Source organism: Streptomyces sp. NPDC088785 (assembly GCF_044750685.1).
Taxonomy (GTDB): domain Bacteria; phylum Actinomycetota; class Actinomycetes; order Streptomycetales; family Streptomycetaceae; genus Streptomyces.
Genome location: NZ_JBIVKH010000001.1, coordinates 616,342 through 628,619, shown reverse-complemented (window position 1 = coordinate 628,619; position 12,278 = coordinate 616,342). Strand labels below are relative to the sequence as shown.

Genomic DNA, 12,278 nt, shown 5'->3' with positions numbered 1-12,278 from the left:
CGCCGGGCGGGATGCCGGGCGCCCGGGGTCGGCCAGGCCCTAGGTCGAGGCCCTGGGTCGAGGATCTAGGTCGGGTCGAGGCCGTGGCTGCGCAGCCACGGCAGCGGGTCGATCGCGGAGCCGCCCCCGGGGCGCACCTCGAAGTGCAGGTGCGGTCCGGTCGAGTTCCCGGAGTTGCCCGACCGTGCGATGACGTCTCCGGCCTTGACCGGGCCGCTCATCACGGTGTGCGCGGACAGATGGCAGTACCAGGTCTCGGTGCCGTCCTTGGCGGTCACTATCGCCATGTTCCCGTACGCGCTGTTCCACTGCGTGCGCACGGTGCCGTCGGTCGCGGACATCACCGGGGTCCCGTAGCTCACGGGGAAGTCGATGCCGGAGTGCACGGACATCCAGTTGATGCCGGCCTGCCCGTAATAGGCGCTCAGCCCGTGCTGCTTCACCGGCAGCGCGAACTTCGGACGGGCCGCTTCCTTGCGGGCGGCCTCCTCGGCGGCCTTCTTGCGGTCCGCCTCCTGCTTGGCCTTCAGATCGATGCGTTCCTGGGTGCGGCTCGCCCGGTCGGCGAAGTCACCGGCGTCCTGGGAGAGATCGGCGAGCTGGGTGTCCAGCTTGTTGTTGGCCGTGGACGGCTTCACGGCCGTGGCGTCGGACGCCGTCATGGCCTGCGTCTCCGTGTCACCGCTGCCGCCCGAGCCGACCCCGACCGAGGCCGCCGCGATCCCGGCGATGCCGACCACGCACACCGACGGCACGGCGACCGTCAGCAGCGCGGAGCGCTTGGCGGGGGAGCGGCGCCGGGCGCGGCCGCGGGCCGCGGCGCGCGGCGTGAATTCCCGCCCCGCCGCGCGGGGTTCGGCGTCCGGATCGGGGTGCGTCGCGGCCGGCTCGGCGTCGTCGTGGTGCTCCGGCGCAGGCGCCTGCTCGTGCACCGCTTCCATCCGGCCCGTGTCGCCGAGGGCGGCGGGGGCGGGGGCGGTGGGGGCGCCGGCGGAGTTCCACTGCGTGGCGTCGTAGGCGCCGGTGTCGTACGCGGTGGTGCCGAAGACCGGCGACTCGAAGGTCTGCGTGTCGTAGGTCTGCGCGGCGAGCTGCTGCGCGTCGAAGACCGGCGCCTGGAAGGCCCGGGTGTCGAAGCCTTGCGTATCGAAGCTCTGTGTATCGAAGCCCTGCGTACCGAAGCTCTGCGTCCCGGAGTTCGGGGCGGTGAACGTCTGGGTCTCGTACGGCTGGGTCCCGAACGACGAGGTCTCGAAGAGATGGGTCCCGGTGTGCTGCGCACCCGGGTACTCCGCGGTGTCCCACTGCCCGGTGTGCTGCCCGCCGTGCTGTCCGGCCGTGCCGGACTGCGCGGGGATGGTGGTGGTGTGCTCGTACCCGGGTGTGGGCCAGACACCGCTCGTGCCGTGGCCGCCGGTGTCGTACGAGGACGCGTACGGGTCGGCGTACTGCTGCTGGTGGCCGGGGTCGGCGTACCAGTGTCCGCTGGTGTGGGAGCCCGTGTCGTCAGCGGGTCCGACGGCGGTCGCGGTGGCCGCGGCCGGGTAGGAACCCGTGTCGTAGGAGCCGTCGCCCGGCAGGTCACCGAAGAGTGGATCGGTGGCGAAGCTGGTCGTGGAGTAACCGTCGTGTGCCGCGTAGTGCGCGGTCCCCGACGGATGACGGTCGTTCACCCACTTCTCTTTCGCCTCGACAACAGGGGCTGCCAGAGCAGTGCGGCGACTGTACCCGGCGGTACGAGGGCGCGACAATCTTCCGCAGGTTTCCGATCCCGGGGAAACGGGCAATCGCCCGTCTTTCGGTGGACTGCGGGCAGAGCTTTGGCGCTGAGTTCGAGAAACGTTCGATCCCGGCGCCGCGCCGAGCGTTCCCACGGCCCGTGGTGAGACACCGTCAAACCGCCGGTGAGCGGGTGCGCGGCCGGCCCGGGGCCGCCGTGGGGCGGCCGGGTGCCGACCGCCGGGCCGTTGTCAGGCCACCGTCAGGCCGCCGACCGAGGGGGCGGCGTGCGCCGCTTCCGCCGTCGGCGCGGCGTCGAGGGCCTGGCGGACACCGGTCGCGACCGCCGGGTGGACCGGCAGCGCCAGGTGCCCGATGCCGGTCACCCGCACGTTCTCCACGAGCAGGTCCGGGTGGTCCACGCCGGCCGTCTCCAGCGGATCCATCAGATGGTCGAGGTCGCTCCAGAAGCTCACGAAGCGCGTCCGGCAGCCGGGCGCCGGCTCCTTCAACTCCTCGATCACCGACGAGCCGGGCCGCATCTGCCGCACGATCGGGTGCGCGTCCGCGAACGGCACGACCCGGGTGCCCGCGTGCGGGGTGCCGAGCGTGACGAGGGTGCGGACGTGCGCGTCGCCGCCGAGCCGCTGCACGTAGTAGCGGGCGATGAGGCCGCCCAGGCTGTGCCCCACGATGTCGATCCGCTGCTGCCCGGAATGCTCGCACAACTGCGTCACGTGCCGCCCGAGCAACCGGGCGGCGGCCCGGATGTCGCAGGTCAGCGGCGAGTAGTTGAGCGATTCGACCGGCTGCCCGCCGTGCTGGGCCAGCGTGCGGCGCAGCAGGACGAAGACGGAACGGTTGTCGATGAAACCGTGCAGCAGCAGTACCGGGGGCTTCTGCGAGGTCGGCAGCCGGGGCGCGGACGCCGTCACCGGCGGCGCCGGGTCCGCGTCGTCCAGGAAGCCCTCGGGCGGCGGATCGGTGTCGAGCGGCGGAACGTGCGGCAGGGCCGCCGGCCGTGGTCGTTCGGGGAGGATGCCCGAGGGGTAGAGCAGCAGATGCCCGGCCAGGATGGCCAGCTCCAGCGCGGCCGCCTTCAGCAGCGCGGCCGACAGACCGGCCGGCCTCGCGGGCAGCAGGTGGCGGAGCGGGCGAAAGGGCAGAGCCCTCGTGACCTCCATCGGTCGACCTCCCGTCGGCGTGCGGGGGACCTCGCTGTCCCCCGGACGCACTTCTGGAGAGCCTGCCGGGCGGGCGGACGCGCGGTGGGCTGCTGCGCCGACTCATCGGCCCCCGCGAGTCGGTCCGCGCCGGCGACGTGAACACCGGGCCACCGTGCCGTGCGGCTGACGGCGCGGTGGCGCGGCGATCCCGAAGCGGCTCCCCTCGCGCCCGTCCCGTACGTGGCGCGCAGCGAACGTGTCCCACCGTGTGATTTCCCCCTCGCTGCGCACCGTGAAACGGGCGCGTGCGGGATGCTGTCGATAACGTTCGTTCACTTCGGTCATCCACGATGGGGTTTCCGGGGCAGTCGCTTCAGGGAGGCAGTGATGGGTGTGGCAGCCGGTCCGATCCGCGTGGTCGTCGCGAAGCCTGGGCTCGACGGCCACGATCGCGGGGCCAAGGTGATCGCGCGTGCGCTGCGCGACGCCGGTATGGAGGTCATCTACACGGGGCTGCACCAGACTCCCGAGCAGATCGTGGACACCGCCATCCAGGAGGACGCCGACGCGATCGGTCTGTCCATCCTCTCCGGCGCGCACAACACCCTCTTCGCGCGCGTCATCGAGCTGCTGGCCGAGCGGGACGCCGCCGACATCAAGGTCTTCGGCGGCGGCATCATCCCCGAGGCCGACATCGCGCCTCTGAAGGAGAAGGGCGTCGCGGAGATCTTCACCCCCGGCGCCACCACGGCCTCCATCGTCGACTGGGTCCGGGCCAACGTCCACCAGCCCGCCTGAACCTGACCGACCACCAGGCGCCCACCCGGACCTGAACCAGGAGCGCGGACCCGGCCCGGGGGCGGCCCGGGACTGGTCCGGGACTAGTCCGGGGGCTGCTCGGAATGCCCCAGGGGCGCGGGTGACCGCTCGGGCGGGGTCGTGAGCGGCCATGCCGAGAGCCGCGCCGTCTGGCCGGTATCTCTCGCGGCCATGCCGAGAGCCGCGCCGTCGGACCGGCGCCTCTCCCGGCCGCGACGAAGACCGCGCCGTTGGACCGGACATGGCGACCGGCCATGCCGAGAGCCGCGCCGTCGGACCGGCGCCTCTCCGGGCCGCGACGAAAGCCGCGCCGTCGGCCCGGACATGGCGACCGGCCCCGCCGCACCTCATCGGACGTCGGGACCGGGCTCGCCCGGCGTCAGTTCGTCCCGCATGGCACGGCGCAGCCGCAGCGTGCCGGCCAGCCGCTGGAAGGCCTCGGCCCAGTACCCGCCCGCCCCGGGCGCCGACCCCTCCGGTTCCTCGACGGCGGCCGTCAGCGCTTCGAGCCGGACGACCTCCGCGGGGTCGAGGCAGCGCTCGGCCAGCCCCATCACCCCGCTGAAGCTCCACGGATAACTCCCCGCGTCCCGCGCGATGTTCAGCGCGTCGACGACGGCCCGCCCGAGCGGCACCGCCCACGGCGTGGCGCACACCCCGAGCAGCTGGAACGCCTCGGAGAGCCCGTGCGCCGCGATGAACTCGCCGACCCACTCGGCCCGTTCGTCCTGCGGCAGCGCCGTGAGCAGCTTCGCCCGCTCGGCCAGCGACACCGCGCCGGGCCCCGCCGCCCCGGCCGCCGTGGCGGGTCCGAGCAGCGCGCGCGACCACCCGATGTCCCGCTGGCGCACCGCCGCCCGGCACCACGCCGCGTGCAGCTCGCCCTGCCAGTCGTCGGCCACCGCGAGCGCCACGATCTCCTGCGCGCCGCGCCCGCCGAACCGGTCCGGCCAGCGGTCCAGCGGAGCGGCCTCGACCAGCTGGCCCAGCCACCACGACCGCTCGCCCCGGCCCGCGGGCGGCTTGGCGACGACTCCGTCCCGCTCCATCGCCGGGTCGCACTCGTGCGGCGCCTCGACGGCGACCGTCGCCGTCGTCCGGTCCAGCGCCACGCACGACAGGGCCCGGTCCGCCATCCGCCCGGCGAGCGCGGAGCCCGGCAGCGCGGACAGCAGCTCGGCCGCCGTCGCCCGCACGTTCCTGCTGCGGTCGCTGAGGGCCTGCTCTAGGAACGGCTCGTCGGCGGCGCCGAGTCCGGTGCGCAGGGAGTCGAGGAACATCAGCCGGTCCTCGGCGCGCTCCGTGCTCCAGGTCCCCGCGAGGAGTGCGCGGGCCGCCTCCGGGTCGTGCGCGCGGACGGCGGCGAGCAACGCCACCCGCTCCGCGAACAGGCCCTCCTCCCAGAGCTGCCGGACCCGCTCGGCGTCCTCGGGCGCCGGCAGCGCCGCGCTCGCGCCGGGAGTGGCGCGCAGCGCGAACTTCCAGTCCGGGTTGAGCCGACCCAGCCACAGCGCGCGCGGCCCGGCGAAGGCGAGGGCCTGGGGCCGCAGATCGGTGCGGCCGCGCGCCGCGTCGAGCAGGGCGGGCAGCAGCTCGGGGGGCGGCCCGTACCCGTGCTCGTTGGCCGCCGCCAGCCACTGCGGGAGCAGTTCGAGCAGGTCGGGCGCGGAGCCGCGGCGGGTGGTGCCGGTGCCGGGGCGGTCGGTGAGCAGCATCGCCAGGCGCCGGCGTGCGGCCGTGGGCAGCGGCGGGCGCGGGTCGTCGGCGGTGGGCTCGGGCAGCGCCACGGCCGGGGCGGGGCGCAGGCCCGCGCGGCGCCGCGCGGTCTGGGCGGCCGCCTCGTCGAGCAGCGTGCGCGGGCCGGTGCCCGACCGCCGCTCCGTACCGAGCAGGGCCGCCGTGACGAGACCGTCCCAGGTGGTGGCAGCGGGAGCGGGGGACGGGGCCGGCATGCTCGGTGTGCTCGGTGTGCTCGGTGTGCTCGGTGTGCCGGATGTGGTTGATGTGCCGGGTGTGGTCGTGGGCGTCATACGGGGCCTCTTCCTCTCTGTGGAGGCGCTCGACCAGGGGCTAGGCCGAGCGCTCTGTCGAGCGCGCTGTCAGGAGCGTGGACGGGGTGGCGATCGGTCGCCGTCGAGGGCGCCGACGTACCGCGCGCTCAGCACAGCGATATGACCTCACCGGCGGCCCCCGTCCAGGCGGCCAGCGGGCGGAAGCCCCGGTGCCCGCACTCGCCGAACACCGTCACCGGCGCCCCGCCGGACACCGCGGTGAGCCGCCACAGCCCGGACGGCGAGGTCTGCGGGGCCAGCGGGAGCGCCGACTTGCCGTCCGCGTCCGCCAGTTGCCAGCTCCCGCCGTCCGGGTCCCGCGCCGGCACCACGTCCGCGAGCGTCACCGGCCACGACTCCAGCCACGGGTCGGCCGTGAGCGCTTCGCTGTACGCCGCGAGCGCGTCGCCGACCGCGGTCCCCGGCGGCCGGACGTCCTTGGGCCGCGCCGTCCCGAACTGCTCGCCGAGCTCCACCCGCAACGCCCCCGCGCCGGGATACCCCGACACGGCGGCGTCCAGGGTCAGCCCGGCCGGCAGGGCCAGGGCGGGGGCGCGGCCCACGGCGCCGTAGGAGAGGAGGAGCGCGGTGCGGTGCGTCGCCGTGCCGTACAGCCATATGCGGCGCGTGGTCAGGTGGCCGTCCGCCGCGTCGTACTGGGCCAGGACCAGCCAGTCGTCCCGCTGCGGGGGCCCCTCGGCCGACGCCGGCAGGCCGACCCGGGAGCGGACCGTGGCCGCCAGCTCCTCGGGCAGCCCGGCGCGGTGCAGCCAGCCCTGGACGAGGAGGTGGAGCAGCGCGCACTCCTCCAGGAGCCGCACCGGCCAGCCGGGACCCGAGCCCGGCACGGCCCCCAATTCCCGTACGCGCGAGGCCAGTCCGGGGGCCTGCGCGTCGACCATGCGCGCCGCCGTCTCCTCCCACAGCCCGTATCCCGCCCGCTCCGCCTGCGCCAGACCGCCGCGCAGCAGATCGGTCAGGCGCTGCTCAAGCTCGGCGGCGCCCGCGGTGATCCGCTGCGCGCGCCGCTCGGCCCGGCGCCGGGCCGCTTCCGGATCGGCCGGCGCGCTCCCCGCGTCCCCGTCCCGCGCCGTGCGCCGCTCCGTCGCCCGCTGTCTGCGGCCGGCCAGCCACTGCGCGGTCCACTCCGGCGGCGCCTGCCCGCCCGGCACCTGCTGGTCGCCGCCCGCCCAGAGCAGCAGCAGCCCCAGCGCGTGCTTGCACGGGAACTTCCGGCTCGGGCAACTGCACTTGTACGCCGGGCCGGTGCCGCCGCCGTCCCCGCCGCTGTCGACGATCGTCTGATACGGCTTGCTGCCGCTGCCCTTGCACAGTCCCCATATCGCCCCCTCGTCCGAACTCCCGGTCTGCGACCAGGGTCCCGCCGTCCCGAGCTTGCTTCCCGCCTTGCGTGACGCGGCGTCAGGCGCCAGTGCAAGCACCTGGTCCGCTGTCCAGCGCACCCCCTGCTGAGTCATGTCCCCGACGGTAGGTCCCGCCACTGACAATCTCTCAGAAAACCGCTCTGACCTGCGGTGATCGAATGGGCGGGGTCGATTGTCAGTGGCGTGGTGCACCGTGGGAACCAACGCGCGGCGAAGGCGGTCGACCCGTCCTGCCGCGCTGGTTCGAGCTGGGCGATTCGAAGTGATGCGACGCGCGCTGGACGCGAGTTGGAGGGGGACAGCCATGACCGTTTCTGTCGAGGAACAGGCCGGGTCCGACACCGGGGGCCAGGCGCTGCGGCCGCACGCCGAGCACGCGTTCGCGGCCGAGCTCGCCGCGCTGGCCGCGCAGGACGACCGGCCGCGGCCGGCCCGCTGGCGGATGTCGCCGTGGGCCGTCGCCACGTACCTGCTGGGCGGCACGCTGCCGGACGGCACGGTGATCTCGCCGAAGTACGTGGGCCCGCGGCGCATCGTCGAGGTGGCGGTGACGACCCTGGCGACCGACCGGGCGCTGCTGCTGCTCGGCGTCCCGGGCACCGCGAAGACATGGGTGTCCGAGCACCTCGCCGCGGCCGTGAGCGGCGATTCGACCCTGCTGGTGCAGGGCACGGCCGGCACCCCGGAGGAGGCCATCCGCTACGGGTGGAACTACGCGCAGCTCCTGGCCCACGGCCCCAGCCGGGACGCCCTGGTGCCCAGTCCGGTCATGCGGGCGATGGCGGAGGGCATGACGGCGCGGGTGGAGGAGCTGACCCGCATCCCCGCCGACGTGCAGGACACCCTGATCACGATCCTGTCCGAGAAGACCCTGCCGATACCGGAGCTGGGGCAGGAGGTGCAGGCGGTCCGCGGCTTCAACCTGATCGCGACGGCCAACGACCGGGACCGCGGGGTCAACGACCTGTCGAGCGCGCTGCGCCGCCGGTTCAACACGGTGGTGCTGCCGCTGCCCGCGACGGTGGAGGCGGAGGTCGACATCGTCTCCCGCCGGGTCGAGCAGGTCGGCCGCTCCCTGGAGCTGCCCGCGGCGCCCGACGGCATGGACGAGATCCGGCGCGTCGTCACCGTCTTCCGCGAGCTGCGCGACGGCGTGACCTCCGACGGCCGTACGAAGATCAAGTCGCCGAGCGGCACCCTGTCGACGGCGGAGGCGATCTCCGTCGTCACCAGCGGCCTCGCCCTGTCCGCCCACTTCGGGGACGGCGTGCTGCGCTCCTCCGACGTCGCCGCCGGCATCCTCGGCGCCGTCGTCCGCGACCCGGCCGCGGACCGCGTGGTCTGGCAGGAGTACCTGGAGGCCGTGGTGCGCGAGCGGGACGGCTGGAAGGACTTCTACCGGGCCTGCCGCGAGGTCAGCGCATGACGGGCCCGCTGCTGCTCGGCGTACGGCACCACGGGCCGGGGTCGGCGCGCGCCGTGCGCCGCGCGCTGGACGAGGCGGGTCCGGTGGCCGTCCTGATCGAGGGACCGCCCGAGGCGGACGCCCTGGTGCCGCTCGCCGCCGAGCCGGACATGCGGCCGCCGGTCGCGCTGCTCGCCCACGTCGTGGACGAGCCGGGGAAGTCGGCGTTCTGGCCGTTCGCCGAGTTCTCGCCCGAATGGGTCGCGATCCGCTGGGCGCTGGAGCACGGGGCGCAGGTCCGCTTCATCGACCTCCCGGCGGCGCACAGCCTGGCGCTGCGCGACGAGGAGGCACCGGACGGGCGGACACCGGACGGGCGAGTACCGGACGGGCGGACACCGGACGTGCGAGTGCCGGACGGGCGTTCACCTGACGGGCAGGCACCCGACGGGCGGACACCGGACGAGCGTTCACCTGATGGGGGAGTGCCGGACGGGCGAGTGCCTGACGGGGAGGCGGGGGAGGGCGCGGTGCGGGCGGGGGACGCCGTTCGCGTCGACCCGCTGGGTGTGCTCGCCGAGACCGCCGGCTACGACGACGCGGAGCGCTGGTGGGAGGACGTCGTCGAGCACCGCGAGGGGGACGCGTTCGGCGCACTCGGCGAGGCGATGGGCGCCCTGCGGGAGGCGTACGGGGACGGCGGACACCGCCGCGACCCGGTGCGGGAGGCGTACATGCGGCTCCAGATCCGCACGGCGCTGCGCGAGTTCGGCTCCGGCGACGAGGTCGCGGTGGTGTGTGGGGCGTGGCACGTCCCCGCCCTGCGCCGCAAGACACCCGTCGCCGCCGACCGCGCGCTGCTCAAGGGCCTGCCGAAGGCGAAGGTCGACATGACGTGGGTGCCGTGGACCCACCGGCGCCTCGCCCGCGCCAGTGGCTACGGCGCGGGCATCGAGTCCCCGGGGTGGTACGGGCACCTGTTCGCCGCGCCCGACCGCCCGGTGGAGCGCTGGCTGACCAAGGTCGCGGGGCTGCTCCGCGCCGAGGACCGCATCGTGTCGTCCGCCCACGTCATCGAGGCCGTCCGGCTCGCCGAGACCCTCGCCGTGATGCGGGGCAGGCCGCTGGCGGGCCTGACCGAGACCATCGACGCGGTGCGGGCGGTGTTCTGCGAGGGCTCCGACGTCCCGCTGGCGCTGATCCACGACCGGCTCGTGGTCGGGGACGACCTCGGCGAGGTGCCGTCGAGCGCGCCGGCCGTGCCGTTGCAGCGCGACCTCACCAAGCTCCAGCGCTCCCTGCGTCTCAAGCCGGCCGCGCTGGAGAAGGACCTGGACCTCGACCTGCGCGGGGACACCGACGCCGCGCGCAGCCGCCTGCTGCACCGGCTGCGGCTGCTCGGCGTCGCCTGGGGCGAGCCGGCCCGGTTCGCGCGCGGCTCCACCGGCACCTTCCGCGAGAGCTGGCGGCTGCGCTGGGAGCCGGAGCTGTCGGTGCGGGTCGCCGAGGCCGGGGTGTGGGGCACGACCGTGCTCGCCGCCGCGACCGCCAAGGCGGAGGCCGACGCGATCGGCGCGTCCGCCCTCGCCGACGTCACCGCGCTCGCCGAGCAGTGCCTGCTCGCCGGACTCGGGGACGCGCTGCCCGTCGTCATGCGGGTGCTCGCCGACCGCGCCGCCCTGGACGCCGACGTCGGCCACCTCGCCCAGGCGCTGCCCGCCCTGGCCCGCGCGCTGCGCTACGGCGACGTGCGCGGCACCGACACCGGCGCGCTCGCCGGGGTCGCGGCCGGACTCGCCGAGCGGGTCTTCGTCGGACTGCCCCCGGCGTGCGCGGGCCTCGACGCGGACGCCGCCGCCGCGGTGCGCGCCCAGGTCGACGGGGTGCACGGGGCGATCGCCCTGCTGGAGGACGCCGGGCTGCGGGACCGGTGGCGGGCCGTGCTGCGCACCCTCGCCGGGCGGGACAGCGTGGCCGCGGTGATCCGGGGCCGGTGCGCGCGGATCCTGCTCGACGAGGGGGAGCTGACCGACGACGACACGGCCCTGCTGATGGGCCTCGCCCTGTCCCCGGGCACGCCGCCCGGAGAGGCCGCCGCCTGGATCGAGGGGTTCGTCGGGGGAGGCTCGGGGGGCGGGCTGCTCCTGGTGCACGACGAGCGGCTGCTGGCGCTGGTGGACGGGTGGCTCACCGGGGTGCCGGGCGACGCGTTCACCGATGTGCTGCCGTTGCTGCGGCGCACGTTCTCGGCCTACGAGCCCGGTGTGCGCAGATCCCTGGGCGAGCTGGTCCGGCGCGGGCCGGGCGGCACCGCCTCGGCGCCCACGGGGGCCGGCCTTCCCCCCGGTTTCGCCGACGACCTCGACCCCGACCGGGCCGACGCCGTGCTCCCCGTCGTCCACCTGCTGCTCGGAGCCGGAGCCGGAGCCGGAGCCGCAGGCCCAGGCACACCGGCGCCCGGACACCCGGGCACACCGGCACACAGGCGTTCCACCACACCAGCGGAGGCGGGGACATGACGGAGACGCAAGAGCGGCTGCGGCGCTGGCGACTGGTGCTCGGCGGTGACAGCGCCGACGGCACCGGCTGCGCACTCGAAGGACAGGACGCCGCGATGGACAGCGCCCTGTCCGCGCTCTACGGCTCGGGGCAGGGGAAGGACCGCCCCACCGGCGGCAGCCGCGGCGCGGGGCTCGGTGCCTCGGCGCCGTCGGTGGCCCGCTGGCTGGGCGACATCCGCACCTACTTCCCCTCCTCGGTGGTCCAGGTCATGCAGCGCGACGCGATCGACCGCCTGGGCCTGTCCACGCTGCTCCTGGAGCCCGAGATGCTGGAAGCGGTCGACGCGGACGTGCACCTCGTGGGCACGCTGCTCTCCCTGAGCAAGGCGATGCCGGAGACCACCAAGGAGACGGCGCGGGCGGTCGTCCGCAAGGTCGTCGACGACCTGGAGAAGAAGCTCGCCACCCGCACCCGCGCCACCCTCACCGGCGCCCTCGACCGCAGCGCCCGCATCAGCCGGCCCCGCCACCACGACATCGACTGGAACCGCACCATCGCGGCCAACCTCAAGCACTACCTGCCCGAATACCGCACGATCGTGCCCGAGCGGCTCATCGGCTACGGCAGGGCCGCGCAGTCGGTGAAGAAGGACGTCATCCTCTGCATCGACCAGTCGGGCTCGATGGCGGCCTCCGTCGTCTACGCGTCGGTCTTCGGCGCGGTGCTCGCCTCCATGCACTCGATCTCGACCCGGCTGGTCGTCTTCGACACCGCCGTCGTCGACCTCACCGACCAGCTCGACGACCCCGTCGACGTGCTGTTCGGCACGCAGCTCGGCGGCGGCACCGACATCAACCGGGCGCTCGCCTACTGCCAGTCGCAGATCACCCGCCCCGCCGAGACGGTCGTCGTCCTCATCTCCGACCTCTACGAAGGCGGCATCCGCGACGAGATGCTGAAGCGGGTCGCGGCGATGAAGGCGTCCGGGGTCCAGTTCGTGACGCTGCTCGCGCTCTCCGACGAGGGCGCGCCCGCCTACGACCGGGAGCACGCGGCGGCCCTCGCCGCCCTCGGCGCCCCCGCCTTCGCCTGCACCCCCGACCTCTTCCCCGACATCATGGCCGCGGCCATCGAGAAGCGGCCGCTGCCGATACCGGACGCGGCCGCGGACACCGGGGGAGCGGCCCCGAACCGCTGGTGAGCCCCTCGGCCCCCTCGGCCCACTCGGCCC

8 protein-coding genes are annotated in these 12,278 nt (G+C 74.9%); 4 read left to right on the top strand and 4 right to left on the bottom strand.

The window, feature by feature from the left end; translation table 11 throughout:
- Positions 1-65 precede the first annotated feature (65 nt).
- The gene (locus tag ACIP5K_RS02775) at positions 66-1,787 is read right to left on the bottom strand and encodes a M23 family metallopeptidase (protein ID WP_401404256.1); all 1,722 of its coding nucleotides are present in this window, start codon (positions 1,785-1,787) and stop codon (positions 66-68) included.
- Between the two features lie 183 nt (positions 1,788-1,970).
- Positions 1,971-2,903 carry an esterase/lipase family protein gene (locus ACIP5K_RS02770; protein ID WP_401404254.1) on the bottom strand — a complete coding sequence of 311 codons (933 nt, stop codon included), beginning with the start codon at positions 2,901-2,903 and terminating at the stop codon, positions 1,971-1,973.
- A gap of 369 nt (positions 2,904-3,272) precedes the next feature.
- Between ACIP5K_RS02770 and ACIP5K_RS02765 the strand changes: the two genes are divergently transcribed.
- The gene (locus ACIP5K_RS02765; protein WP_401404252.1) at positions 3,273-3,683 is read left to right on the top strand and encodes a cobalamin B12-binding domain-containing protein; all 411 of its coding nucleotides are present in this window, start codon (positions 3,273-3,275) and stop codon (positions 3,681-3,683) included.
- Between the two features lie 368 nt (positions 3,684-4,051).
- Here ACIP5K_RS02765 and ACIP5K_RS02760 read toward each other — a convergent pair whose 3' ends face one another.
- Complete coding sequence (locus tag ACIP5K_RS02760; RefSeq protein WP_401404250.1) at positions 4,052-5,656, bottom strand: DUF5691 domain-containing protein; 1,605 nt, start codon at positions 5,654-5,656, stop codon at positions 4,052-4,054.
- A 206-nt stretch (positions 5,657-5,862) separates the two neighbouring features.
- A complete protein-coding gene (locus ACIP5K_RS02755; RefSeq protein ID WP_401404248.1) occupies positions 5,863-7,233 on the bottom strand; it encodes an SWIM zinc finger family protein in 1,371 nt (456 codons plus the stop codon).
- A 211-nt stretch (positions 7,234-7,444) separates the two neighbouring features.
- Between ACIP5K_RS02755 and ACIP5K_RS02750 the strand changes: the two genes are divergently transcribed.
- The 3 genes from ACIP5K_RS02750 to ACIP5K_RS02740 are packed head-to-tail and all read left to right on the top strand — an operon-like array spanning position 7,445 to position 12,248.
- On the top strand, positions 7,445-8,566 hold the full coding sequence (locus ACIP5K_RS02750; protein WP_401404247.1) for an AAA family ATPase: 1,122 nt from the start codon (positions 7,445-7,447) through the stop codon (positions 8,564-8,566).
- On the top strand, positions 8,563-11,064 hold the full coding sequence (locus tag ACIP5K_RS02745; RefSeq protein WP_401404245.1) for a DUF5682 family protein: 2,502 nt from the start codon (positions 8,563-8,565) through the stop codon (positions 11,062-11,064). The genes ACIP5K_RS02750 and ACIP5K_RS02745 overlap by 4 nt, the downstream gene beginning before the upstream one ends.
- Positions 11,061-12,248, top strand: a complete 1,188-nt coding sequence (locus ACIP5K_RS02740; RefSeq protein WP_401404243.1) for a vWA domain-containing protein — start codon at positions 11,061-11,063, stop codon at positions 12,246-12,248. Before ACIP5K_RS02745 ends, ACIP5K_RS02740 begins: the two co-directional genes overlap by 4 nt.
- The last annotated feature ends 30 nt before the right edge of the window (positions 12,249-12,278 follow it).